General features: G+C 60.4%; 21 protein-coding genes. 12 read left to right on the top strand and 9 right to left on the bottom strand.

All coding sequences use genetic code 11. The features are described 5' to 3' along the window. Window positions 1-17: 17 nt before the first annotated feature. From AC097P_RS18855 to AC097P_RS18845, 3 genes are all read left to right on the top strand, one after another. Window positions 18-1655: an alpha-amylase family glycosyl hydrolase gene (locus AC097P_RS18855; protein WP_479611959.1), complete on the top strand. Its 1638-nt coding sequence runs from the start codon at window positions 18-20 to the stop codon at window positions 1653-1655. A gap of 40 nt (window positions 1656-1695) precedes the next feature. Continuing rightward, a complete protein-coding gene (locus AC097P_RS18850; RefSeq protein WP_479611958.1) occupies window positions 1696-4059 on the top strand; it encodes a glycoside hydrolase family 31 protein in 2364 nt (787 codons plus the stop codon). A 126-nt stretch (window positions 4060-4185) separates the two neighbouring features. Further along, a complete protein-coding gene (locus AC097P_RS18845) occupies window positions 4186-4506 on the top strand; it encodes a hypothetical protein (protein WP_479611957.1) in 321 nt (106 codons plus the stop codon). 32 nt (window positions 4507-4538) lie between these two features. On the opposite strand, the gene AC097P_RS18840 is transcribed toward AC097P_RS18845, so the two are convergent. From AC097P_RS18840 to AC097P_RS18810, 7 genes are all read right to left on the bottom strand, one after another. Then, entirely contained in the window at window positions 4539-4760 is a 222-nt protein-coding gene (locus AC097P_RS18840) for a hypothetical protein (protein ID WP_479611956.1), read from the bottom strand. Between the two features lie 103 nt (window positions 4761-4863). Continuing rightward, window positions 4864-6363: a sucrose phosphorylase gene (gene gtfA, locus AC097P_RS18835; protein ID WP_479611955.1), complete on the bottom strand. Its 1500-nt coding sequence runs from the start codon at window positions 6361-6363 to the stop codon at window positions 4864-4866. A gap of 2 nt (window positions 6364-6365) precedes the next feature. Next, entirely contained in the window at window positions 6366-7691 is a 1326-nt protein-coding gene (locus tag AC097P_RS18830; protein WP_479611954.1) for an MFS transporter, read from the bottom strand. Beyond that, complete coding sequence (locus AC097P_RS18825; protein WP_479611953.1) at window positions 7691-8722, bottom strand: PfkB family carbohydrate kinase; 1032 nt, start codon at window positions 8720-8722, stop codon at window positions 7691-7693. The genes AC097P_RS18830 and AC097P_RS18825 overlap by 1 nt, the downstream gene beginning before the upstream one ends. A 2-nt stretch (window positions 8723-8724) precedes the next feature. After that, window positions 8725-10986, bottom strand: coding sequence for a TonB-dependent receptor (locus AC097P_RS18820; RefSeq protein ID WP_479611952.1), 2262 nt, complete (start codon window positions 10984-10986; stop codon window positions 8725-8727). Between the two features lie 276 nt (window positions 10987-11262). Beyond that, complete coding sequence (locus AC097P_RS18815) at window positions 11263-12252, bottom strand: LacI family DNA-binding transcriptional regulator (RefSeq protein ID WP_479611951.1); 990 nt, start codon at window positions 12250-12252, stop codon at window positions 11263-11265. Between the two features lie 92 nt (window positions 12253-12344). Then, entirely contained in the window at window positions 12345-13859 is a 1515-nt protein-coding gene (locus AC097P_RS18810) for an NAD-dependent succinate-semialdehyde dehydrogenase (protein WP_479611950.1), read from the bottom strand. Between the two features lie 149 nt (window positions 13860-14008). Between AC097P_RS18810 and AC097P_RS18805 the strand changes: the two genes are divergently transcribed. From AC097P_RS18805 to alaS, 3 genes are all read left to right on the top strand, one after another. After that, window positions 14009-14248 carry an AbrB/MazE/SpoVT family DNA-binding domain-containing protein gene (locus tag AC097P_RS18805; RefSeq protein ID WP_479611949.1) on the top strand — a complete coding sequence of 80 codons (240 nt, stop codon included), beginning with the start codon at window positions 14009-14011 and terminating at the stop codon, window positions 14246-14248. Beyond that, complete coding sequence (locus AC097P_RS18800) at window positions 14245-14718, top strand: type II toxin-antitoxin system VapC family toxin (protein ID WP_479611948.1); 474 nt, start codon at window positions 14245-14247, stop codon at window positions 14716-14718. Before AC097P_RS18805 ends, AC097P_RS18800 begins: the two co-directional genes overlap by 4 nt. A gap of 100 nt (window positions 14719-14818) precedes the next feature. Then, entirely contained in the window at window positions 14819-17647 is a 2829-nt protein-coding gene (gene alaS / locus AC097P_RS18795; protein ID WP_479611947.1) for an alanine--tRNA ligase, read from the top strand. Window positions 17648-17725: 78 nt separating this feature from the next. Here the strand turns inward: alaS and AC097P_RS18790 are convergent, their stop codons facing one another. Then, a complete protein-coding gene (locus AC097P_RS18790) occupies window positions 17726-18097 on the bottom strand; it encodes a thioredoxin family protein (protein WP_479611946.1) in 372 nt (123 codons plus the stop codon). A 117-nt stretch (window positions 18098-18214) separates the two neighbouring features. On the opposite strand from AC097P_RS18790, the gene AC097P_RS18785 reads away from it, so the two are divergent. From AC097P_RS18785 to AC097P_RS18765, 5 genes are all read left to right on the top strand, one after another. Then, a complete protein-coding gene (locus AC097P_RS18785) occupies window positions 18215-20518 on the top strand; it encodes an NADP-dependent malic enzyme (RefSeq protein WP_479611945.1) in 2304 nt (767 codons plus the stop codon). Window positions 20519-20537: 19 nt separating this feature from the next. Continuing rightward, entirely contained in the window at window positions 20538-20855 is a 318-nt protein-coding gene (locus tag AC097P_RS18780) for a hypothetical protein (RefSeq protein WP_479612099.1), read from the top strand. Further along, entirely contained in the window at window positions 20792-21052 is a 261-nt protein-coding gene (locus AC097P_RS18775; protein WP_479611944.1) for a GNAT family N-acetyltransferase, read from the top strand. The genes AC097P_RS18780 and AC097P_RS18775 overlap by 64 nt, the downstream gene beginning before the upstream one ends. A 111-nt stretch (window positions 21053-21163) precedes the next feature. After that, the gene (locus tag AC097P_RS18770) at window positions 21164-21940 is read left to right on the top strand and encodes a ferredoxin--NADP reductase (RefSeq protein ID WP_479611943.1); all 777 of its coding nucleotides are present in this window, start codon (window positions 21164-21166) and stop codon (window positions 21938-21940) included. A 17-nt stretch (window positions 21941-21957) separates the two neighbouring features. After that, entirely contained in the window at window positions 21958-22965 is a 1008-nt protein-coding gene (locus tag AC097P_RS18765) for an adenosine kinase (RefSeq protein WP_479611942.1), read from the top strand. A 13-nt stretch (window positions 22966-22978) separates the two neighbouring features. Here the strand turns inward: AC097P_RS18765 and AC097P_RS18760 are convergent, their stop codons facing one another. Beyond that, window positions 22979-23887, bottom strand: a complete 909-nt coding sequence (locus AC097P_RS18760; protein ID WP_479611941.1) for a LysR family transcriptional regulator — start codon at window positions 23885-23887, stop codon at window positions 22979-22981. 84 nt (window positions 23888-23971) lie between these two features. Here AC097P_RS18760 and AC097P_RS18755 point away from each other — a divergent pair, with 84 nt between their 5' ends. Continuing rightward, window positions 23972-24973: a sodium-dependent bicarbonate transport family permease gene (locus AC097P_RS18755; RefSeq protein ID WP_479611940.1), complete on the top strand. Its 1002-nt coding sequence runs from the start codon at window positions 23972-23974 to the stop codon at window positions 24971-24973. Window positions 24974-24986: the final 13 nt, after the last annotated feature.

Genomic DNA, 24986 nt, shown 5'->3' with positions numbered 1-24986 from the left:
CAACTGGATTTCAGTCGATGCCATTGCCCAAACCCACCCCTCAGCGCGCCCAACCCGGGAGTCTGCACGCCGTTGCCCGCGCAGGCATGCTGCTGGTGGCGTTGTGCTGTGGCGCTGCCAGTGGGGCCGCAGCCATCGATACCAGCCCTGTCGCCCAGGCCATCCAGCCCAGCACGCTGCCTGCTGGGTGGCAGCGCGGTGCCTTCATGGAAGTGTTTGTGCGCGCCTACAAGGACAGCAACGGCGATGGCGTAGGTGACCTCAAGGGCCTGACCCAGCAGCTGGACTATTTGAAAGACCTGGGCATCAAAGGCATCTGGCTGATGCCCATCACCACCAGCGCCGATGGCGACCACGGTTACGCCACCACCGACTTCCGCGGCATAGACCCGGCCTACGGCACGCTGGAAGATTTTGACGAGTTGTTGCGCCAGGCCCATGCGCGCGGCATCGGCGTGGTCATGGACTACGTCATCAACCACAGCGCCCGCGCGCACCCGATGTTTGTCAGCGCATTGGCCGAAGGCCCGGCCAGCCCGTTTTACGACTGGTATGTGTGGGAGAAAGATGCTCCCCAGGGCTGGGACATCTGGGGCGCATACCCGTGGAGTCGCACACACAAGGGCTACTACTTTGGCACCTTTGGCAAGCACATGCCGGATTTCAATTTCAAGAACCCGGCGGTGCTTTCTTACCACCAAAGCAGCCTGCGCTTTTGGCTGAACCGCGGGTTGGACGGATTCCGTCTGGACGCCGTGCCCCACCTGGTAGAGAACAGTGCCAAGGACTGGAACGACCAGCCCGAGAGCCGCCGCATCACGGGTGATCTGCGCAAGCTGATCACGGCCTACCCACAACGCCATGTGGTCTGCGAGGCTACGGCCAATCCGCAAGCCTATGCCGCGGCCGATATCTGCGGTAGCGCCTTTGCGTTCGGGCTGGAGCGCAACATCGTCAACGCTGCAAAGGGAGACCGCAAGGCCATCCAATACGTGGCCGACTACTTCACAACTGCGCCGCAAACGATGGCTACGTTTGTCGCCAACCACGACATCTTTGCCGGCGAGCGCCTGTGGGACCAGTTGCGCGGCAACACTGCGCAATACAAGCTGGCCGCGGCGTCCTATTTGCTGCAACCGGGTACGCCGTTCATCTACTACGGTGAAGAGATTGGCATGGCTGGCGTCAAGGGGCTGGATGGCGACGAACCCTTGCGCGCGCCCATGAGCTGGACGGCGGACAAGCAAGGCGCCGGCTTCACCACCGGCGACAAGCCGTTCCGCCCCGTAGCTCCCAATGTGGCGCGCTACAACGTGGCGTCGCAACTGGCCGATCCGCGGTCCCTGCTGTCGTTTTATAAAAGCATGCTGGCGCTGCGCAACAGCCTGCCGTCTCTGGCCAGTGGCAGCTATGACGCTCCGGTGGTGCAGGGCGGGGTGATGGCCTATCGGCGCACGCTGGGGGCAGAGACCACGCTGGTTGCCATCAACTACGGCCGCCAGGCGGGCAAGCTCACAGTCAAAGAATTGCAGCCGCAGGCCGTGTTCATGTCGGCATACCCGGTCACTGCCCAGCCTGTTGCAGTCAATGCGCGCGGCAATCTGTATTTGAACGTTCCTGCACAGTCAGTGCGCGTCTACCGTTTGCAACCGTAAACACCTGCATATCCTTAGTCTCAACTTCTCACGCTTTGCCATGTACTTCAACAAAATCCGCCACCCCTCCAACTTCACCTTCGCCAACGCACATGCCAACCAGATGTTGAGCGTAGGTGCCAAAACCGTGCAAGCCAAGGTGCGCGACCTGGGGGAGGATGTTTTCCACTTCGAATTGAACGATGCCAAACGCTGGCCACTGGATGCGCGCGTGCTGCCGCTGCATGACGGTGCTTTCAAGGCCAATCCATCGCAGTACCAGCTCGGTATTTCCGCCACTGGCCACCTGGCATTGACCGCCTCCGACGGTGCAGAGTTGCTCAGCGGTGTGGCCCAAGCCAGCGTGGGCGTCTGCGGTAGCGCCTGGCTGGTGCAGTTCGCCCGCAATACCGACATGCGCTTCTTCGGCCAAGGCGAGAAAACCACCGGGCTGGAGAAGACCGGCAAACGCACTAAATTCTGGAACGCCGACGTGTGGGCCGACCACGCCATGCACACCATCGAAAACGGCCAAGCTGACCCGCAGTACGCGGCCGTGCCCTACCTGCTGGTGCGCCATGGTGCGCGCTGGGTCGGCATACTGGTGGACCACCCTGGTGCGGTGTTTATGGATACCGGTTCCAACTGGTTTTTCTCTGGCAAGGACGACCAGAACGCGCCGCCCGCCTTCTGGTTTGGCGCGGACGAAGGCGTGCCTGCGTTTTACGTGATTGCCGGCGACAGCGCCGCATCCGTCACGCAGCGCCTGCAGCGTCTGGTAGGCACCACGCCACTGCCGCCGCTGTGGTCGCTGGGCCACCACCAGTGCCGCTGGGGTTATGCCGGCACCAAGGATCTAAACGCGCTGGATGCAGGGTTTGCCGAACACGATTTCCCCGCCGACGGTCTGTGGCTGGACATCGACTACATGGATCGCTACAAGGTCTTCACCACGAGTCCCGAGCACTTTGGTGACCTGGGTGCAGAGTTGAAACAACTGCAGGCCAATGGCCGGCGCATCGTGCCCATCCTGGATCCGGGTGTAAAAGTGGAAGAGGGCTATGAGGTCGCTGCCAGCGGCACCGCCGCCGGCATCTTCTGCCAGAACCCCGAAGGCCAGCCTTATGTGGGCTTTGTGTGGCCGGGCCGCACGTGGTTCCCGGACTATTCGCTCCCTGAAGGGCGTGACTGGTGGGCCAAGTATTCCAAGGCCTTCCGCGAATCGGGTTTTGATGGCGCCTGGCTGGACATGAACGACCCCAGTACCGGTGCCGCCGAGGTGGACGACATGCTGTTCAACCGCGGCAATTGGCCACACTGGACCTACCACAACCAATACGCCGTTGGCATGGCCCAGTCCACGCGTGATGGCTTTCTGGCGGCACGGCCGGATGAGCGGCCCTTCTTGCTGGCGCGCAGTGCCTATACCGGCTCCAGCCGCTTCACTGCGCTGTGGACTGGTGACAACCACAGCAACTGGCACCACCTGCGCACCAGCATCCACTGCAGCATGAATCTGGCGCTGTCGGGCATTCCATTCAATGGGCCGGACGTGCCCGGGTTTGGCAGCCATGCCGACAAGGAATTGGCCATCGCCTGGTACAAGGCCGGTTGCCTGTTTCCGTTCATGCGCAACCACGCCAACGCCGGTACCGCGCGGCAGGAGCCTTGGGTCTTTGGCCCGGAGGCCTTGCAGGTCATTCGCCACCATGTGCGCCTGCGCTACAAGTTGTTGCCGTACATGTACCAACTATGGAACGACCAAGAGCAAAACGGTACAGCCGTGATGCGCCCGCTGTTTCATGACTATGCCAATACTGATGCGATGGAGCTGGACCGTATCGACGACCAGTTCTTGATTGGCTCGGCCATTCTGCAAGCGCCCATCGTCCAGCAAGGGCAGCAACAGCGGACCGTTGCGTTGCCTGGCACGGGGCGCTGGATGGATGTGAACACCGGCGCCTTCCTGGTGGGTGGCCGCAATATCCACGTCACCAGCAACACAGAGAGCACGCCGATCTACCTGAAAGAAGGCAGCCTGGTGCCCATGCAGGTGGGCGTGCGCACCACCGCCGCCAATGACCTGGCCGATATCGAATTGCATGTGATCCTGGGTGCAGGTAGCACCGACACTGCGACGCTGGACTATGTGGCCGACGACGGCCTGAGCTACGGCTACCAGCGCGGTGCGCGCAGCGTCTACCGATTGACGGCAACCCGAACCGGCGATGTGCTGACGTTGGACGCCAGCGCACTGCAAACCGGGTGGAAGCCGCTTCGCCTGCGCGTCGTGGGGTATGACGGTGCCAGCAGCGTGCAGTTGCGGGTGGGTGGCAAGACCAGCACCTTGGCGCTGACGCCGTTTGAATGGAACTTCAGCGGCGGGGCACTGGCCGCGGCCACCAGTAAGGCAGTAGACCTGTAGCGAACAGAGGGCCGGCAGCCACCATTGCCCTAGGCGCGGCCCTTGTCATGGGTGGGTCATGCGGTGCAGGCACAATTGGGGTTCGCGCAAATGCATCCGCGCTTGCCAAGAACCAGAGTTGTTGGAATGGGCATCCGAAACAGTTTTTGGGCCGTGTTGGGCCGCAGTGAACCGTCTGACTCGGCCGACGTGGCGTTGGAGCGCGTGCGCAAGGCGATGCTGCTGGTCGTCGAAGAGTACGGTGGCGACGACCACATACGCCTCGACATGAAAATTAACTTCGCCCGCGAGATCGCCGAGCTGTGGTTTCTGCGCCCCGAGCTGATGCATGTGGTGGCCGCAGCCCAAGGCGAGCAGGTGGCCCAGGAGTGCATGGCCGAAATCACTGCGCTATTTAAAAAACACCACTTGGGCGGCACGCCATCCCGGTTCGGAAAGCTGAGCTGATGGCGCATGCCTCCGTGGTTGCGCTGCATCGTCTATTTACGTACCGGAGCGTCCTTGCTGATGCCCCAGGAGCTATCACCCGAGGGTTTGGTTGACTTGGCGCGAACGTCTTCTTTGGCTTGCTCTAGTGCGGGGGAGTAGCCGGACCCCTGTGCTGCGAACCACAGCGCAAAGCCGACGCCGCCGATCAACAGCACTGCGCCAGCCAGCAGCTTGAGCACGGTCAGCCAGACCGGTGGTTCGTTGTCATTCATAGGTCTGAACTATAGCCAAAAAAAGTGGCACCGAAGTGCCACAACAGCGCGGGGTCGTGAGACGACCCGCACTACCCCTATGTGTGTTTTGTTGTGTCCGTGTTCAGGTTACTTCTGCTTCATCAGTTGACTGGAAAACGAGCGCTAAGTGGCTGCCATGGGCGTCTTGGCTACTGATCTGGTAGCTTAGATCGATGAAATCTAAAGACAATTCTGCTTTCGCTGTGCCGCACGTCCAACGTGCATGCAGCCGGGTGTCTGACGACTCCAATAGCGTGAATGTGCCATTGAATGCGCTGCAGCTATTGCGCCAGTGAATCAGTTGTATCAGATCGCGTACCACCGGCTTTTCCAATGCGGCCTTGATCTCTGACAATCCATATCGATGCCGGTTAATGTCGCGGCCGATCCCGCTGCGTGCCAACAGATCCATATCGTTCTCGCCGGCCAGCAGACCGACGTAATAAATTTGTGGCACACCCGGCATAAACAACTGGACGGCGCGCGCCAGCAAGTAGGCGCGATCATTGCGGCCTAGTGCGTCATAGAACGTGCAGTTGACCTGGTAAAGGTCCAGGTTGGATGCAGCCGCGCCGGTGGCCTGCTGGCTCTGGCCCTTGCTGTTGGCGTGGATGCGTTCGACCAATAGGTCGAGCTGCTCGGGGGGCAGCAGGCCCGGGTGGTGTGCGCGGTCAGTTGGGTCGGCACCGATGTCGATGATGCCAATGCCGTCGTGTGTGTCCAACACGGTCAGCGCATTTTCGGGGCGTATGCGAATCCAGTCCTTCAAGGCCTTGCTATTGCCAAAGAACAGTGTGTGCAGCACCAGTGGCGGAAGTGCAAAGTCATAGACCCAGTCCACGCGTTTGGCGATTTCTATCTGGCGCTGGTAGTAGGAGTGGATCTCGACCAGCACCTCCATACCCATGCCTTGTGCCTGCTGGGCAAACCGGGCAATGAAGTCAAAGGTCTCGGGCAGCATGAAGCAACTGGTGCCGGCCTTCTTGATGGCGTAACCGGCGGCGTCCAGGCGGATCATGCGGATGCCGTTGTCGGCGAAACGCTGCAAGATGCTGAGCAGGTAAGCCTGGCCTTGCGGGTGCTGCACATCGATATCAATCTGTTGTGGCGTGAACGTGGTCCACAGCATCTTCTTCTGCCCGTTGCCCAGCGCCATGGGCACAAAGGGCAGGCCGGGGCGGGGGCGATAGACGGTCAGCAAGTCCTGTTCGCGCGCACCGTTGGGGAACACGCTGTCCATGGTCAGGAACATGCCGGCGTAGGGTGACGCATCACCACGGGCGCAAAAGTCCTGGAACTGGGGCGATGCTGAAGACATGTGGTTGACGATGGCGTCGGCCATCACGTCCACCACCTCGGACAGGGCGCGTATGTCGTCCCAGTTGCCCAGGCGTGGGTCCACCTGGGTGTGGTCGGTGGGGTCAAAACCGGCATCGGCACCGTCAATGGCGTCAAAGAAGGGCAGCAGGTGCACACCCCCAAAAACACCTTTCAAAGGACCGTGCAGTAATTGCGTCAATTGTTGGAGGTTGCCCCCGCCCAGCCTGTCTACATACGTGATGAGTTGAACCTGGTTTTTCATTGTTAGTTTGTCGGCGTAGCGTTGTTCGTATCTTTGGTATCCACCATCAAGACCGCGGCCGCTGCACACAGCAGCAGCACGCCGGCGAGGCGGATGACGTTGTCGGGGTTGCCGCCCAACAGCCTGTCGTAGTACAGGGGCAGGGTCAGCATCTGGATCAGCATCGGTATCACGATGAACATATTGAAGATGCCCATGTAGACGCCGGCCCGCTCGGGCGGAATGCAGCCCGCCAGCAAGATGTAGGGGTTGCCCATGATGCTGGCCCAGGCAAGGCCAATGCCGACCATGGGTACGAACAGCAGCCAGGGGTTGGTGATATCCGGTAACACCCACATGCCAGCAGCAGCCAATGTCAGGCACACCGCATGGACCACCTTGGGGCCAAAGCGGCGCGTGAACGGCACCATGGCAAAGGCTGACAGAAAAGCGATGAAGTTGTAGAAGCCGCCGATCTGCCCGTTGAGCAAACCCGCCTCGCGAAAGCCTGCGGTCGTGGCGTCAGACGTGTGGAACATCGTCTTGGCCAGGCTAGGCACGATGTAGATCCAGTAGCACATCATGGCGTACCACTGGAATAGTTTCATCCACCACAGCCTGCGCATGGTGCTGGGCATCTCTTTGACGGCCAGCCAGATCTCGCGCAGTGTGGCCAAGCCACCGGTGGGGCGCTCCCGCATCTCTTGCAAGGCCTCTGCCGACTGCGGTAGCTCGGGCACCTTTCGCACCGACCACCACACCGTCACCAGTGAGAACACAGCGCCCATCACGAATGCGGCCATCGTGGCCTGCGGGATGTGGTTGTCGCCCACTGCGTCGCGGTTCATGCCCAGGCCGATCAGGATGGACGGCATCAGGTAGGCCAGGGTCTGGGCCAGGCCGGTGAAGGCGCTCTGCGTCAGAAAGCCCAGCGAATGCTGCTCCGTGTTCAGGCGGTCGCTGACATAAGCGCGGTACGGCTCCATGGTCACGTTGTTGGCGGCGTCCAGTATCCACAGCAGGCCAGCCGCAAACCACAGCGTGGGGCTCATGGGCATGGCAAGCAGGCCCAGGCTGCACAAGATGGCGCCGACCATGAAGTACGGCGTGCGCCGGCCCCAGCGCGACACGGTGCGGTCGCTCATCGCACCGATGATGGGCTGCACCAGCAGGCCCGTCATAGGGCCGGCCAGCCACAGCAAGGGCAGCGTGGACTCGTTGGCGCCCAGGTATTTGTAGATCGGGCTCATATTGCTTTGCTGCAGGCCAAAGCTGAACTGAATGCCGAAGAAGCCGACATTCATGTTGATGATTTGCCAGATTGACAAATGCGGTTTCGTGTGGGGCATCAAAAAAGATCCTCTTGTTCTTGGCGTTCGATGGCGGTGCAGACCGTGCTGGCCGCCAGTCGCTTGCGCCAGGCTGTGTAGCTCTGCAGGTCGTGGTTCATTGGCCCACGGTGTCCGCAAATCGCTGCCGCATATTCGTTGGCCAGGGCCAGTGACCAGGTTAGCGTGCGCCTGGCCATCTGGCCCGCTATCAGCATGGCGCTGAAGCCGTCACCCGCGCCAACCGTGTCCACCACATGGGTCAACTTTTCGCCAATGCCCTGGGCATCTAGCCGGCCATTCGCGTCAAAGCTGGCGTAGCCTAGCTCGCCGCGGGTTACCACCAAACGCTGTATTGAAAATTGGTCTACCAACCGTGCCACGCCGCTGCTAAAGGCAGGTGACCCCCAGGGTTCAGCGCGCATCGCAAAACCGCCTTGCCAAGCCAGCAATTGCATCAGTTCGTCGTCATTTACCTTGACCCAGTCCGCCAGGTTCATCGACTCTTCCGATAGTCTGCGGTTGTCGGGACCATCGCGCAAGTTCAGATCCAGGTAGCGCACAGCCTTGGTCGCGTGGAGAATGCCTCGAATAGCATTCTTTGACACGATGTGCCGCTGCGCCAATGTGCCGAAATAGACGAAGGCGTGGGGGAGAGTTGTACTTGCGATCGCTTGCGCCTGTACTCCATCTATGTGATCCCACGCTACGTCTTCTGCTATGCGAAACGTATGTGCCACACCTTTTTGCACCACCTGCACTGTGCCGGTGGGGTGCAAAGCATCGCACTGAAAGCCCAGCGTGGACAGTCCGAAATCCTGCGCACTGTGTAGCAGCACATCAGCCCACCGGTCACCATTTCCGATTCGGGTGATACAGGTGACGGGCACTTGCAGCGCGGCCAATGACCGCGCGACGTTGAATGGCGCACCACCAGCCTCTGCCCCGCTGTCAAAAAGGTCGACCAGCGCCTCACCCAACACCAGTACGCTACCCGCCTTGTGGCCAGGTTGCGCGGCCGGTGTCGGGTGCGCGGCGACTATTGGGGTCATGCTCAAAACGAGTGCTTCAGCTGCACGCTTGCTGAGCGACCGTTGACGGCCCGGGCAGCGTGGCCGTCGCCTTCAATTTCGGTGTAACCCAGCGTATTGAAAAGATTGTTGACCCGAAACGAAATCTGCGTCTTGGCATTGATGCGGTAGGTTGCAAACGCATTCACAGTTGTAAAGCCTGCCATGGTGATGGTGTTGGCATCGTCACCAAAAGAGTCGCCGGTTCCCACGAGCGCAGCACCCAGTTCCAGCGCGTCAAAACTTATGGAGGGTGCCAGCTGGTATACGAAATCAGCCTGGCGACGGGGCTTCTTGCCGACCGTGCTGGCGTCGTTGGAGTCGGTTATCTTCGCGTTGGTCCAAGTGGCTCCACCAGCCAGGCGGAAGTCGCCGACGTTCCAGATGGCTTCCAGTTCCAGACCATTCGACGTGTATTTGTTGGCGGTGAATTTTTGTGTGGTCGCCTCGTAATTGCTCTCGGTAGTGCGAGCGCTGAATAGTGTGGAGAAGATGCTGAAGCCACCACTGCGCCATTTCACACCGGCTTCCTGTTGCTGGATTTGGTTGAGGGCAATCGGCACCGAGCCGTCCAGCGGGTTGCCGTACAGCAGGCGGTCTGCGCTAAAGGACACGCCGTCGCTGCTACGGGCAAAGACCGATAGATCGCGGTTGATGCTGTAGTTGGCGCCCACGGAATACGAGTTGTGCTGCACGTCGTATTGCACCTTCTTCTGAGAGGCTGGGTCCCATGTTTGCGCAGCAGCGCTGGCCGCCAGGGTGTAGCCGCTGGCCTTTTGTTGGTCGCTGCGTACGCTGGCATCCACGCTTAGCGCTCCGGCATCCACTGTAAGCGCGAGGTATGGCGCGGTATGGGTGTATTGCACGTCCCAGGTTCGGGCGCAGCACGAGCCCCAGGTGTCGAATCCAGAGGTCACCGGTGCCGAAGTGGGTGCGCCCGCCGCATTGACCACCTGCGCGTTGGTACCCGTCATGCTGATGTTGTATTGGTTCCAGAACCAGGTTTGTGCAATAGTTTGCGTTCCGGTAAACACGCCCGCGACCGCGGTAATCTTGCCCAGCCCCGAATCAAAGGCCTTGGAGACCTTGATGTCGTTAAAGGTGTTGCCAAAGTCGTCCAGCGAGGTGTTGAACAATGTGGCGGTGAAGAACGGATTCTTTCCATTGCTTCCGTTGTCTGCCGGGAACAGTCCGATGAAGCGACCCGAGTTGCTGGACTTTCGGAATTTTTCATCCAGTGTCCAGCCTTCGCCCAGATTCAATTGGCCTTCAAAGCCAAATGCGTTGCTTTGGATGCGCAAGCCATCCCGAGTGTTGCTGTTGGTGAATCCGCCATCGTGGTTCAGGGACCGGTCGGTTTGTAGGGACGGGGTGATGAAGAAGGCAGTACGAGGATCAATTCCATTGATGGCGTTGATCTGACCATTGGACACCGTAACTGGCACCGGCAGCAGCGTGGGGGTGCGATCTTCCAACGACTTGACGCTGAAGCGTACGTAGCCGTTGTCGAGCTTATGGGTGATGTTGGCGCGAATCTGGCCACCGTTCTCGGTGTTGAAGCCAGCCGGGCGCACACCCTCACCGGTGCGCTGGAAGCCGCCAATGTGGAACGTCGTGCGTGGTCCAAGACTGCCTCCGTAATCTACGTCCAGCCGCGTCTGGCGCTGTTGCAGACCGGCGGTGAGGGCGGCCGAACCGCCTGCCTCTGCACCGGTCTTGCTGATGAAATTGACAATTCCACCCGGTGAATTGGTGGCTAGGGTAGAGGCAGACCCGCCGCGAATAACCTCTAGGCGGTCCACATTGAAATCTGCCCGCAAGAACTGGTCGGCCGTACCGAATGACACGTCGCCGAACAGCACCAAGGGCAGACCGTCCTCCTGGATTTGCACATAGCGCGATCCGCCGGCAGACAGTGGCACCCCGCGCACGGTGATGTTGGCATTGCCCTCGCCGCCTGAGGATTCTGACCGCACGCCGGGGACAGAGCGCAGAAGTTCGGCCGCGCTGGTGGCGCCGGTCTTTTCGAGTTGCTCAGCATCCAGGGTACTGACCGACACACTTTGCTTCATCTTGGATTTGGCCGTGGAGGTGCCAGTGACCACGATCTGGTCAAACTTCATTGCGTCTTTGTTCGTAGCCGTCGGTGCGTTGTCGGTGGCCTGGGCCCAAGCTGAACCGAGTGTCAACAACGAAAGGGAGACCGCAGCAGCAATGGGGCGCGTCTTGAATGGGTGAGCGTGCATAAATTCTCCTGTTGACCGGCGGACTGGAGCCGACGATCAGTTTGTTTTTGAAATTGAGCCTAAGTACCGCAAGCCACCCCTAGGCCCAACGCCTTCAAAAGTGCTTGAAGCGGATATTAGATTCTTTGCAATCGATTGCAATTAGGTATTAACCCGAACAAATCAGAGAAATTTATGCTGTGTCAATTGTTTTAATCGAGGTCAATGGCTTGGAAGGCGGATGACTTTATGCAAACGATTAAAACTGGTTTGCAGTGAAGCTGTTGGCGCACGCTTTCAAGGCGCGCTGGCGCGTACGACGAGATGCACCGGTAGCGTGCGAGCGGGTGCCCGCCCGCCCTTGAGCAGGAGCAGTAATGCGGCAACCAATTCCGCTCCAGCCTCTACCACCGGTTGGTGCACCGTGGTCAAGGTGGGCTCACAAAATGCCGCCAACGGCATGTCGTCGTAGCCCACCACGCTTACGTCAACAGGTACAGACCGTCCATGGGCCCGCAGCGCCTGCACGGTGTGTATAGCCAGCAAATCACTGCAGGCCAACACGCCGTCAAAGGCTGCTTTGCTGCTGCACAAATCATTTATCACCTTGCGTGCTGCCTCTGGCTCGAAAGGTACGGCAAGATCCAGCTGGGGGTCGGGTGTTTGCCCCGCTGCCGCGTACGCGCGCCGATAGCCTTCGCGGCGCAACCAGACTTCAGGAAGCTCTGCATCGCCCAAAAAGGCAATACGTTTGCGCCCGGCCCTTAGCAAATGCGCGGTGGCCTGTTCGCCACCATCACGGTTGTCCCCGCCCACGCTGCAATACAGTTGCTGGGGCAGCTCGCCACCCCACACCACCAGCGGTACATTGCGGGCCGCCAATTGGTTGAGCTGGTCGTGGTGGCGCCATTGGCCAATGATGATGACACCTATGACCTTGCCCGAATCGAACAATTGCGATGCCGCGTCCAAGCGCTCCGAATCCACGCGCGACAACAGCATGTCATAACCATGGTCGGTTAGCGCATCTGCAATGCTGCCGATGATGGACAGAAAAAACGGGTCCGAAATGTGCTGGCGAGATTGCGCGTCGTAGGGCACCACCACACCGACGGTCAGGTTTTTTTGCAGGCGTAGATTCTGCGCGCCCAAGTTAATGGAGTAGTTCAGCGACTGGGCTAACTTCTTGATACGTTCGCTGGTTTCGGCATTAACCAGCGTACTGCCGCTGAGTGCGCGCGATACCGTCGCGACAGACACTCCAGCCAGCTGGGCAATGTCAGCCATTTGTAGCCGCCGACGGTCAGATGATTCATTGCCCAGCGTGGTCGCTTTTGGGAGAAATGTCTTTGGCATGCAGTCACCCGATCGCTATGCCGCTATTTTTGGATATCGCCAATGCACAGGTACTTGATCTCAACGTAGTCATCGATTCCGAAGTGCGATCCCTCCCGGCCTAGGCCCGACTGTTTGACGCCACCAAAGGGCACGTGCTCGGTCGCCAAAATGCCAACGTTGATGCCTACCATGCCGTACTCCAATGCCTCACCCACACGGTAGATGCGGCCGATGTCGCGGCTATAGAAGTAGCTGGCCAGGCCGAACTCGGTGTCGTTGGCCGCGTCGATTGCCTCTTGCTCTGTCTTGAATTTGAACACTGGCGCAAACGGGCCAAAGGTTTCTTCGCGGGCGCACAGCATGTCGGGTGTGGCATCGGCCACCAGCGTGGGTTCGAAAAACTGGCCTGAGCCCAAGGACTTGAGACGCTTGCCCCCCACTAACACACGGCCGCCTTTCGCCACCGCGTCGTCCACATGGCGCTGCACCTTGACCAACGCGGCTTCTTCAATCAGCGGACCCTGGTTGACACCGTCTTCAAAGCCGTTGCCAACCTTGGCCGTGCGCACCTTGGCGGCGAATTTCTCAACGAACTGGTCGTAGACACCTTCTTGTACATAAAAGCGGTTCGTGCAAACGCAGGTCTGGCCGGCATTGCGGTATTTGCTGGCAAAAGCGCCCTCTACAGCGCTGTCGATGTCAGCATCGTCAAACACGATGAACGGCGCGTTGCCGCCCAGCTCCAGCGACAATTTCTTGACGGTGGGCGCGCTTTGGGCCATCAAAATACGGCCCACTTCGGTCGAGCCCGTAAAGCTGATATGGCGCACCACGTCGCTGGCACACAGCACCTTGCCAATGGCGATGGAGTTGTCACTGTCGGCGCTGAGCATGTTCAGCACGCCGGCCGGAATGCCAGCACGTATCGCCAGCTCTGCCGCGGCCAGTGCGGTCAGTGGAGTCAGCTCAGCGGGCTTGATGATGACGGTGCAGCCTGCGGCCAACGCGGGTGCCACTTTGCGCGTGATCATGGCCAGCGGAAAATTCCACGGTGTAATAGCGGCGCAAACCCCAATCGGCTGCTTGATGACCATCAGGCGGCGGTTGTTGTCGAACTGGGGCAGGGTCTCGCCGTTGATGCGCTTGGCTTCTTCAGCAAACCATTCCACAAAGCTTGCGGCGTACGCCACTTCGCCCTTGGCCTCGGCAAATGGCTTGCCCTGCTCGGCGGTCATGATGCGGCCAAGGTCTTCCTGGTTGGCCATCAGCAGGTCAAACCATTTGCGCAGGATGGTGCTGCGTTCCTTGGCCGTCTTGCTGCGCCAGGCGGGCCAGGCGGCGTTGGCGGCGGCAATGGCCGCCTCGGCATCCGCTGAGCCCAGGTTGGCGACCGAGGCCAGCTTTTCACCGGTGGCGGGGTCCAACACGTCAAACCGGCTGGGCTTGGAAGCCCCTTCGGTAGCCCCAGGCACCCACTGGCCGTTGACCAGGGCGTCAGTCTTAAAAATGCTGGGGTCTTTGAGCTGGGCCAGGGGGCCGGGCAGGGTGGTTGGCATGGATGGGGTCTCTCTAGATTTATTGTGCTGGGGCTGACTGTAGCGAACTCCGGGTGCAATGTTAGTCAAGTCCGCAAGATCGGAACTGTGTTGCGGGCTTCGGTAGTTGTTGGTAAGATTATTACTGCTCAAAGTAAGAATTGAACAGCATGAAAATCACCAGCAAAGGGCAAGTCACCATTCCCCAGTATGTGCGCGAGCAGGCAGGCTTGCTGCCCCACTGCGAGGTTGAATTCGAAGTGCGCGCCAATGGCGACGTGGTTATCCGTCCTGTCGCCACCCCCCAGGCCATCATCTGGCAGCGGTTTGCGCGGGTTCGGGGAACGGCCAATGCAAGCCAGTTCAAGGATATGGGAACTGACGAGTTCATGGCCTTCTTGCGCGGATGATCAAGGCATCGACGATCTCCGTCGAAGCGCGGGAGCCAGACGTCCGCTACCTCGCCACGGCCAAGCTTGTACCAACGCTGGTGGACAGTTGCATCCTCATCGATGTGCTGGCCAATGATGCCCAGTGGGCTGACTGGTCGCTGGACCAGTTGGCTCGCCTGGGCAGCCAGGCAGCGCTGGTCATCAACCCCATCATCCTGGCCGAAGTTAGCCCGCGGTTCGAGCGCGCTGCCGATCTGGAGGCTGCGCTGGCCGATCTGCCCTTGGTCCGCGAAGCGCTGCCATGGGATGCTGCATTCCTGGCGGGCCAAGCCTTCAAGGTGTACCGCCAGTCACTAGGCGCGAAAACGTCCCCGATGCCCGACTTTTACATCGGAGCGCACGCCCTGATTGGCGGCATGCAGCTGCTCACAAGAGACGCCGCGCGCTACCGCAGCTACTTCCCCAACTTGCCATTGGTTGTCCCCTAGAGTAGGGCATGTCCTCTACCTGCCGTATCACCGCAACTCGCGGCGATAATAGAAAGCTTTCGATCCCCCCTTTTTGTCTGTTGTTGAACGAGCCCACGCCATGACCCAAGCTGTAATGAACGTCGCTGAAATCCGCAAGTCTTTCCTCGACTTCTTCGCCTCCAAAGGCCACACCGTGGTTGCCAGCAGCCCGCTGGTCCCTGGCAACGATCCCACGCTGATGTTCACCAACTCCGGCATGGTGCAGTTCAAGGACGTGTTTTTGGGCACCGACAAACGCTCTTACGTGCGCGCAGCCTCCGTCCAGGCCTGCCTGCGAGCCGGCGGCAAGCACAACGATCTGGAAAACGTGGGGTACACCGCCCGCCACCACACCTTCTTCGAGATGCTGGGCAACTGGAGCTTTGGCGACTATTTCAAGCGCGACTCGCTGAAGTGGGGCTGGGAGCTACTGACCACCGTCTACAAACTGCCGCCCGAGAAGCTGACCGCTACCGTCTACATCGACGACCAGGAAGCCTATGACATCTGGACCAAAGAAATCGGCCTGCCGCCCGAGCGCGTGATCCGCATTGGCGACAACAAGGGCAAGAAATACGCGTCCGACAACTTCTGGATGATGGCCGACACTGGCCCCTGCGGCCCCTGCAGCGAGATCTTCTACGACCACGGCGACCACATCCCCGGCGGCCCTCCCGGCAGCCCGGGTGAAGACGGCGACCGTTTCATCGAAATCTGGAACCACGTGTTCATGCAGTTCGACATGCAACCCGACGGCAGCCTGAACAAGCTGCCCGCCCCCTGCGTGGACACCGGCATGGGTCTGGAGCGCCTGGCCGCCATCCTGCAGCATGTGCACAGCAACTACGAGATCGACCTGTTTGATGCGCTGATCAAAGCGGCCGCCCGCGAGACGGGTTGTACCGATCTGGACAACAAATCCCTGCGCGTGATCGCCGACCATATCCGCGCCACTGCTTTCCTGGTGAGCGACGGCGTGCTGCCCAGCAACGAAGGCCGCGGCTACGTGCAGCGCCGCATCGTGCGCCGCGCCATCCGCCACGGCTACAAGCTGGGCAAGAAAACACCGTTCTTCCACAAGCTGGTGGCCGATCTGGTCAAGGTGATGGGCGCGGCATACCCCAATCTGGCATCGCAAGAGAAGCGCATCACCGAAGTGTTGCGCGTCGAAGAAGAGCGCTTCTTCGAAACACTGGGCAAAGGGATGTCTATTCTTGATTCAGAGTTGGAGTCCAGCCAATTGAACCGGGATGGTTATCCATTGTCCGGACTGAGCGTTGGCTCGGGCACGAAATCTGCGTTCGAAGGCTATGGAGTAGTTGGGTCTGATGAGCTGATATATGTTGTTCCAGAAGAAGACGTTGAGCAATTCAAATTGGAAATGAAGGAGCAATTTGGACAACGCAAGGAAGTCAAAGTCGTCAAAAGAAACTGGGCTGGATTAACCCTTCCAGGCGAACTCGCCTTCAAGCTGCACGACACTTTCGGTTTCCCGTTAGACCTCACCAACGATGTGTGCCGCGAGAATGGCGTATCCGTGGACGAAGCCGGCTTCGCGTCCGCTATGGAAAAACAAAAGGCCGCTGGCCGCGCCGCTGGCAAGTTCAAGATGGACAAGGCGCTGGAGTACGCTGGCGCTGGCAACACTTTTGTTGGTTACGACGATCTGACGCAGGCCGCCAAGATTGTGGCCTTGTATGCCGAAGGCGCACCAGTGTCTGAGTTGACTGCAGGCCAAGATGGCGTTGTGGTGCTAGACACCACCCCGTTCTATTCCGAGAGCGGTGGCCAGGCGGGTGACGAAGGCACCGTGTCGTCTGACAGCGGCGTTTTCGATGTGGGCGACACACAAAAGATCAAGGCCGATGTGTTTGGCCACCATGGCACACTGAAGACCGGCAGCCTGAAGGTCGGCGATGCGGTGAATGCGCATGTTGACCCCATCAAACGCGCTGCCACCGTGCGCAACCACTCTGCCACCCACCTGATGCACAAAGCCCTGCGCGAAGTGCTGGGTGAACACGTGCAGCAAAAGGGCTCGCTGGTGAATGCCGAGCGCACGCGCTTCGACTTTGCACACAACGCACCGGTCACCGATGCACAAATCCGCGAGATCGAAAACCGCGTCAATGCCGAAATCCTGGCCAACGCCGCGGCGCAAGCCCGCGTCATGGACATCGAATCGGCGCAGAAGACCGGCGCGATGATGCTGTTCGGCGAGAAGTACGGCGAGACTGTGCGTGTGCTGGACATTGGTTCCAGCCGCGAACTGTGCGGTGGCACCCACGTGCAGCGCACCGGCGACATTGGCCTGTTCAAGGTCGTGGCCGAAGGCGGCGTGGCCGCTGGTGTGCGCCGGATTGAGGCTGTCACTGGCAGCAATGCGCTGCATTACTTGCAAGACCTTGAAGACACCGTGGGCACAGCCGCTGCCACGTTGAAAGCCCCCGTGTCCGAGCTGACCGACAAGCTGAGCCACGTGATGGATCACGTCAAGGCGCTGGAGAAGGAAGTGGCCGCGCTCAAGGGCAAGCTGGCCTCTGCCCAGGGCGACGAGATGCTGAGCCAGGCCGTGGACATTGGCGGCGGCGTCAAGCTGCTGGTCGCCAAGCTGGACGGCGCGGACGTCAAAACCCTGCGCGACACCATGGACAAGCTCAAAGACAAGCTCAAGACCGCGGTTGTGGTGCTGGGCGTGGTCGATGGTGAGAAGGTGCAGATTGCCGTCGGCGTGACACCGGACACCACCGCCAAGGTCAAGGCCGGCGAGTTAGTCAACTTCATCGCCGCGCAAGTGGGCGGCAAGGGCGGCGGCAAGGCCGACATGGCCATGGCAGGCGGCACCGAGCCCGCCAAGCTGCCCGCAGCGCTGGCCAGCGTGCAGGCGTGGGTGGCTGGCAAGCTCTAACTACCAAGAGTCGCTATCGAATTGGTAGCGGCTCACGCGCGCTGCACGAGGGCTAGCGGCCGATTCGGTATATAGCCACTAGGCGATCCGCCCCCACAGGCGTTTTGCCAACGCATCCACCATGAGCTCCTGCGGCTGGGCCGGCGCGCCCGGCGCCAGTTGTGTTTCCACCAGCCGCTGCAGGGTTTCCAGGTGCGGCATCACCGTGCCAAAAAACTGCACGCGGTCTGGCGTGGCTATCAGCAGCGTCGGGAAGTTCTCCACCTCAACCGGGTCCACCAGTTCGGACTCATCCTCCACATCGACCCACACAAACTGCACGCCAGGGAATTGCGCCTGGAGCTGCTCGAACCGGGGCTTGTATTCACGGCAGGCGCCGCACCAGTCTGCGCACAGGCAGGCCACCAGCAGCGAGGGAGTTGTCGGGGTTGGGTTGGAAGAAGTCGGCATGGCGCAATGATCGCAGAACGATACCCATAGAAACACGGGGGCATGGCGTTATCGATAACTTGCATGCTGATTTGCTCCAAGCGTGACCATAATTAATGGGTCAACCGGAGAACAACAATGACCCACGAACTGTCCCCCGCCGAACAGGCCCTGCGCGAAGCCGCCCGGGAATACCACCGTACCCCGACCCGGGGCAAGATTTCGGTCACCCCCACCAAGCCGCTGTCCAACCAGCGCGACCTGTCGCTGGCTTATTCGCCCGGCGTCGCCTACCCCTGCCTGGACATCCAGGCCGACCCGTCGCTGGCGGTGGAGTACACCTCGCGCGGCAATCTGGTGGGTGTCATAACCAACGGCACGGCCGTGCTGGGCCTGGGCAATATCGGCCCGCTGGCCGGCAAACCGGTGATGGAGGGCAAAGGCTGCCTGTTCAAGAAATTTGCCGGTATCGACGTGTTTGACATCGAACTGGCCGAAAACGATCCCGACAAGCTGGTGGACATCATCGCCGCCATGGAGCCCACGCTGGGCGGCATCAACCTGGAAGACATCAAGGCGCCCGAGTGCTTCTACATCGAGAAGAAGCTCAGCGAACGCATGGGCATTCCGGTGTTCCACGACGACCAGCACGGCACGGCCATCATCTCGTCGGCCGCGCTGATCAACGGCTTGGAACTGGTCGGCAAACGCATCGAAGACGTCAAGATCGCCGTGTCCGGCGCGGGTGCTGCCGCGCTGGCCTGCCTGGGTGTCATGGTGGGCCTGGGTGTGCGGGTGGAAAACGTGTTTGCCTGTGACTCCAAGGGCGTCATTTACGAAGGGCGCCCCGGCGGCTACGACGAGTCCAAGTCACGATTTGCACAGAACACAGGCGCCCGCACGCTGGCCGATGTGGTCAAGGATGCCGATGTGTTCCTGGGTTGCTCCACCGCCGGTGTGCTAACGGTGGAGATGGTCAAGACCATGGCCGACAAGCCCATCATCCTGGCGCTGGCCAACCCCGAGCCCGAGATCCGCCCCGAGCTGGCCAAGGCCGCGCGGCCCGACTGCATCATCGCCACCGGCCGCTCGGACTACCCCAACCAGGTCAACAACGTGCTGTGCTTCCCCTACATCTTCCGCGGCGCGCTGGACTGCGGTGCCACCAAGATCACCGAGGCCATGAAGCTGGCCTGCGTGCGACAGATTGCAGACCTGGCCAAGGCCGACATCAGCGAAGAAGTGGCCAATGCCTATGCCGGCAAGGAGCTGGTGTTTGGCCCTGACTATTTAATCCCCACGCCGTTTGATTCGCGTCTGATTCTGCGCATCGCACCCGCCGTGGCGCAGGCCGCTGCGGACTCGGGCGTGGCGGCCCGGCCTATTGCAGACATGGAGGCCTACCGCCAGCAACTGTCGCGCTTTGTCTACCAAACCGGCATGTTCATGCGCCCGGTGTTCAGCGCCGCCAAGGCCGTGTTGCCCGCCGCCAAGCGCGTGGCCTACGCCGAGGGTGAAGACGAGCGCGTGCTGCGCGCCGCCCAGGTGGCGGTGGATGAAGGTTTGGCTTATCCGATCCTGATTGGTCGCCCCGCAGTGATTCAGGCGCGCTTGAGGAAGGCCGGATTGCGCATCCAATTGGGCCGCGACGCGGACTGCGTCAACCCCGAAGACGACCCACGCTTCCGCCAGTATTGGGAGCTGTACCACAAGCTCATGGGCCGCCACGGCATCACGCAGGAAGCGGCCAAGGCGGCAGTGCGCCGCTCCAACACGACGATTGCCGCGCTGTCCGTCAAGCTGGGCCATGCTGACGCAATGCTGTGCGGCATGGTGGGGCGCTATGACGTGCATCTGGGGCATGTGCGCGACATCATCGGCCTGCGCGCCGATGCGCCGGGTCTGGCCGCGATGAACGCGCTGATGCTGGAGAAATACGCGCTCTTCATTGCCGACACGTATGTGAACGAAGACCCCACTGCCGAGCAGTTGGCCAGCATCGCACTGATGGCCGCGCAAGAGGTCAGCCGCTTCGGCCTGCCGCCCAAGGTGGCGTTTTTGTCGCATTCCAACTTCGGTTCCTCCGACCGTCCCTCGGCCCGCAAGATGCGCCTGGCGCGCGAACTGTTCACCAAAATAGCGCCCGATATCGAGTGCGATGGGGAGATGCAGGGAGACTCGGCTTTGTCAGAGACGGTAAGACACTCGGCGTTGGCGGATACGACGTTGCAGGGGGAGGCGAATCTGCTGATCTGCCCGAACCTGGACTCTGCCAATATTTTGTTTAATGTGTTGAAGATGACGGCGGGCAATGGCGTGACGGTGGGGCCGATCTTGCTGGGCGCGGCGGCATCGGCGCATATCCTGACACCGTCTGCAACGGTACGGCGGGTGGTGAATATGACGGCGTTGGCGGTGGCTAATGCGGCGGCGTTTGCTTAGGTTGGGGATCGTGTCACTTATGCGCGTTGAACTAGCCTCTGAGCCGCAGCACGAGTCGCTGGTAGACCTGTTGTGCGAATTGCACGCCTTTTATAACGAGCGTTCTGCGGTATCGCGGCAGGCCGTCAGCCAGCACCTTTTGCAGAATCTCCTGGCAGTGGGGTCGCCGCAACGTCTGGTCGTAGCGATCAACGACAGCGGAACGGTGATCGGTATGGCGGGCATCACACTGGTTTACTCACTGGTCGACTTTGCTGCAGAAAATCGCAGGCAGTGTCAACTAAAGAGTTGTATGTGCGAGCGTCGCATAGAAGCCACGGAGTTGGCCATGCGTTGATGGCGTGGGTGGCCCGCTATGCCCTTGAGAACGGGTGTCACCGCATAGATTGGCCGGTGAAAGCATCCAACGCCCGAGGAATCTCTTTCTATGAGAGCCTTGGTGCTCGGAGAGTTGCCGACAGGCTGAGCTACCGACTTTCAGAGCCGAGCATGACTCAGCTTGCATTTGCTGGCGACAGCGGGACCCTGGAGTAGACCATGGCCCTGTTGCCCCCTCCCCGTCAACCCCGCGACAGCCACCCAGTGCGAACGATTTACACTAAAGGGTTTTCCCGAATTCGTTTTTGAAACATTGCAAGGGTACCCATGAGTGCATTCCAGGAAGAAACCGTATTGAGCGTCCACCATTGGACGGACCGCCTGTTCAGTTTCAAAACCACCCGCGACCAGTCTCTGCGCTTCTCCAATGGGCACTTCACGATGATTGGCCTGCGCCTGGAGACCGGCAAGCCCTTGCTGCGCGCCTACAGCATCGTCAGCGCCAACTACGAAGACCATCTGGAGTTTTTCAGCATCAAGGTGCAAGACGGCCCTCTGACCTCCCGCTTGCAGCACATCCAGGTGGGCGACAAGATTGTGGTCGGCCGCAAACCCACCGGCACGCTGCTCATTGACTACTTGCTGCCGGGCAAAAACCTGTACCTGATCGGCACCGGCACCGGCCTGGCGCCGTTCCTGTGCCTGATCCGCGACCCGGCCACGTATGAGAAGTACGAAAAGGTCATCCTGTTCCACGGCGTGCGCCAAGTGGAGGAACTGGCCTATGCGGATTTCATCAATATCGACCTGCCCAACGACGAGTTCCTGGGCGAATTCGCCAAGGCGCAGCTGCTGTACTACCCCAGCGTGACGCGCGAGCCGTTCAAGAACCGTGGCCGCGCCACCGACCTGATCGCCAGCGGCAAGCTGGAGGCAGATTTGGGCCTGCCCACGCTGGACCCGGCGCGCGACCGCATCATGATCTGCGGCAGCCCGGCGCTCAATAAAGACATGCGTGAGCTACTGGACGCACGGGGCTTTGTTGAGGGCAGTACCACCTCGCCTGGCGACTACGTCGTTGAGCGCGCATTCGTCGAACAGTGATGGGCGAGCACAACTTCATGACACAACATTACGACCTCTACGCCATTGGCAACGCTTTGGTGGATTCTGAATACGAAGTGAGCGACGCGCAGTTGGAGACCATGGGGGTCGAGAAGCGGCACATGACGCTGATCGATGCCGATCGCAAGGCCTACCTGCAGTCCCGGGTGCAGGGCATGCATTCACGCCGCACCGGCGGCGGCTCGGCCGGCAATACGGTTGTGGCGCTGGCGCAGTTGGGTGGCAAGGCTTTTTACTCCTGCCGCGTGGCTGATGATGAGTTGGGTGCGTTCTACCGGGATGATTTGGTTGCCAATGGCGTGGCCAGTAACCTGACGAACAGCCAGTCGCCCGCCGGACAGACCGGCAGCTGCATGGTCATGGTCACGCCCGATGCCGAGCGCAGCATGAGCACCTTCCTTGGTGCCACGGCAGATATTGACCACACGTCGCTGCGGCCCGAAGACATCGCGCGCTCCAAGGTTTTCTACATGGAAGGCTATCTGGCTGCATCACCGACCGGGCTGGATGCCGCGCTGAAGGGTCGTGCCATCGCCAAAGCCGCCGGTGTGGCGCTGGCTGCCACGCTGAGCGACATGAGCATGATCAACTTCTGCCGCTCTGGCCTGGAGGCCATGCTGGGCGACGGACTGGACTACCTGTTCTGCAATGAAGAAGAAGCCCAGGTCTGGTGCAACTCCAAAGACCTGGATGCCAATTGCGCGCAATTGGCCAAGCGCGCCCGCACGGTGTGCCTGACACGCGGTGCCAAGGGTTGTCTGGTGCTCGAAGGTGGACAGACCACGCCAGTGCCAGCGGCGAATGTGGTCGCCAAGGACACGAATGGGGCAGGGGACATGTTTGCCGGTGCATTCTTGTATGCCGTGACCCACGGCCACAGCCATGCCAAGGCCGCGTGGTTAGCCAATGAGGCCGCAGGCCGGGTCGTCACGCAATATGGCAACCGCTTGACTTTGGAAGCGATGGCCGAAATCAAGGCGCGATTTCTACAGAACGTAGGCTGATTGCCCGGGGGGATCACGCGCGGCCTCGGCGCCAATGCGAGGCCGTTTTCTCCAAGTGCGCCTTAAACGCCTGCGCGATGGGCGACAGGTGTTTGCCCCGCAGGTGAACCACATGCCAACTCGAATGGATGGGCAGGCCTTCCACGTCCAGCACCGCCACACCGTGTTCGCGCGTTTGGCCATGGAGCGCATGACTGGACAACACGGATAGCCCAAGGCCCGCAGCAACCGCTTCCTTGAGTGCTTCATTGCTCCCCAGTTCAAGCCGCACCTGTGGCACGAAACCCAAGTCCTTGAAGTGCGCATCGACCGCCATGCGTGTGCCGGAGCCCCGCTCACGCAGCAGGAACCGGTGCTGCTGTAGATCGTCAAGCGGAATACCCCGCCGTTTGGTTAGCGCATCGCGCGAAGCTGCGACCACAACCAGTGGGTTGGGCAGGAAGACCTGGTCTTCGAGGTCCAGGTCGGTGGGGGGCCTGGACATGATGTACAGGTCGTCCATGTTGTCACGCAAACGCGCCACAACGCCGTCGCGGTTCAATACCTCCAACGCAATTTCCACATCGGGATGCCGGCTGCAAAAGCCCCCCAAGAGGCGGGGCACGAAGTACTTGGCCGTGCTGACCACGGCGATGCGCAATTTGCCCCGGGTCAGGCCCCGCATGGCATCAATCTGCTGGGCATAACTATCCCACTCGGCAGCCACCGCGCGTGCCGTCTTCGCCAGTGCGAGCCCGGCCTCGGTGAGATGCACTTTGCGCGAAATCACGTCATACAGCGGCAGGCCCACTGCTTGTGTGATTTCCTTGAGTTGCATGGACGCGGTGGGTTGCGTGACGTGCATGGCGCGTGCTGCAGCGCCCACACTGCCCGTGTCGGCCAAAGCCACAAAAAGCCGCAGTTGTCGGAAGGTGACATTCATAGAGTTTTATCTATGCTTAAGCATTAAACAATCGATTTTACTTATTTGTAGTGTTTGCCTACCATCCGGGCAAAGGAAATACCCATGCAAAATTTACTCGACCCGGCCATACTTTTTTTCGTCTTTGGCGTGCTTGCCGGCACGGTCAAATCCAATCTGGAAGTTCCCCAACCCATTGCACGCTTTCTGTCGCTATACCTGCTGATGGCACTGGGTTTGAAGGGCGGTTTTGCGCTGGCCCACTCGGGCATGACGGCCACCGTTGCCATCAGCCTGATGGCAACGGTGGCGCTGGCCATTACCATCCCGATAGCGGGCTATCAGGTGCTCAAGCGTTTCCTGCCAGGGTTTGATGCGGCCGCGGTTGCCGCCACATACGGATCAGTCAGCGCCGTTACCTTTGTGACCGCTGTGCAGTACCTGGAAACCCAGCAAATATCATATGGCGGGCACATGGCCGCCGCGCTGGCTTTGATGGAGTCGCCCGCCATCATCCTGGCGGTCGTGTTGGCCAACACCTTGCGCCAGAGTCAGGTCAGCGGCGGTATACACCTGAGCCCTGATGGGACCGCCACGATGGGCCACCCAAAACGAATGCCGGTGGGCAAGATCCTGCACGAATCTTTCACCGACGGTGCGCAGCTTCTGCTGTTGGGGTCTATGGCGGTCGGCCTGCTGACCGGTGATGCGGGCAAGACCGCCATGCAGCCTTTCTCGGGCGACCTCTTCAAGGGCATGCTGGCGTTCTTTCTGCTGGACATGGGGTTGATGACGGCGCGCAACCTGCCCCAGCTCAAGGGCATTTCACCGGCGCTACTGGTCTATGCCCTGTTGGCGCCCCTGGTGCATGCCGGGCTCGCTTTGGGCTTGGGTGCGATGCTAGGTTTGCCGGTGGGCGATGTGACACTGCTGATGGTGCTGGCGGCCAGCGCTTCCTACATTGCCGTACCCGCGGTGATCCGATTTGCGATACCCGAGGCACGTCCTCCGCTGTATTTTGGGCTGTCTCTGGGCATCACGTTTCCGCTGAATATTTTGGTGGGCATACCTTTGTATGCCCGGGTTGCCCAATCCGTCCTGCAGTGATGGTGGTCGGTGG

This window comes from Rhodoferax sp. ZS1R8, assembly GCF_056521325.1.
This window is presented reverse-complemented; position numbering and strand designations above follow the sequence as displayed.

Bases quoted from the DNA above. Each gene is read 5' to 3' on its own strand.
- AC097P_RS18830 (WP_479611954.1), bottom strand. From the start codon at position 7,691: ATGCCCCACACGAAACCGCATTTGTCAATCTGGCAAATCATCAACATG.
- AC097P_RS18785 (WP_479611945.1), top strand. From the start codon at position 18,215: ATGACCCACGAACTGTCCCCCGCCGAACAGGCCCTGCGCGAAGCCGCC.
- gtfA (WP_479611955.1), bottom strand. From the start codon at position 6,363: ATGAAAAACCAGGTTCAACTCATCACGTATGTAGACAGGCTGGGCGGG.
- AC097P_RS18765 (WP_479611942.1), top strand. From the start codon at position 21,958: ATGACACAACATTACGACCTCTACGCCATTGGCAACGCTTTGGTGGAT.
- AC097P_RS18790 (WP_479611946.1), bottom strand. From the start codon at position 18,097: ATGCCGACTTCTTCCAACCCAACCCCGACAACTCCCTCGCTGCTGGTG.
- AC097P_RS18810 (WP_479611950.1), bottom strand. From the start codon at position 13,859: ATGCCAACCACCCTGCCCGGCCCCCTGGCCCAGCTCAAAGACCCCAGC.
- AC097P_RS18820 (WP_479611952.1), bottom strand. From the start codon at position 10,986: ATGCACGCTCACCCATTCAAGACGCGCCCCATTGCTGCTGCGGTCTCC.
- AC097P_RS18800 (WP_479611948.1), top strand. From the start codon at position 14,245: ATGATCAAGGCATCGACGATCTCCGTCGAAGCGCGGGAGCCAGACGTC.
- AC097P_RS18840 (WP_479611956.1), bottom strand. From the start codon at position 4,760: ATGAATGACAACGAACCACCGGTCTGGCTGACCGTGCTCAAGCTGCTG.
- AC097P_RS18825 (WP_479611953.1), bottom strand. From the start codon at position 8,722: ATGACCCCAATAGTCGCCGCGCACCCGACACCGGCCGCGCAACCTGGC.
- AC097P_RS18770 (WP_479611943.1), top strand. From the start codon at position 21,164: ATGAGTGCATTCCAGGAAGAAACCGTATTGAGCGTCCACCATTGGACG.
- AC097P_RS18815 (WP_479611951.1), bottom strand. From the start codon at position 12,252: ATGGCTGACATTGCCCAGCTGGCTGGAGTGTCTGTCGCGACGGTATCG.
- AC097P_RS18780 (WP_479612099.1), top strand. From the start codon at position 20,538: ATGCGCGTTGAACTAGCCTCTGAGCCGCAGCACGAGTCGCTGGTAGAC.
- alaS (WP_479611947.1), top strand. From the start codon at position 14,819: ATGACCCAAGCTGTAATGAACGTCGCTGAAATCCGCAAGTCTTTCCTC.
- AC097P_RS18755 (WP_479611940.1), top strand. From the start codon at position 23,972: ATGCAAAATTTACTCGACCCGGCCATACTTTTTTTCGTCTTTGGCGTG.
- AC097P_RS18845 (WP_479611957.1), top strand. From the start codon at position 4,186: ATGGGCATCCGAAACAGTTTTTGGGCCGTGTTGGGCCGCAGTGAACCG.
- AC097P_RS18805 (WP_479611949.1), top strand. From the start codon at position 14,009: ATGAAAATCACCAGCAAAGGGCAAGTCACCATTCCCCAGTATGTGCGC.
- AC097P_RS18855 (WP_479611959.1), top strand. From the start codon at position 18: ATGCCATTGCCCAAACCCACCCCTCAGCGCGCCCAACCCGGGAGTCTG.
- AC097P_RS18760 (WP_479611941.1), bottom strand. From the start codon at position 23,887: ATGAATGTCACCTTCCGACAACTGCGGCTTTTTGTGGCTTTGGCCGAC.
- AC097P_RS18850 (WP_479611958.1), top strand. From the start codon at position 1,696: ATGTACTTCAACAAAATCCGCCACCCCTCCAACTTCACCTTCGCCAAC.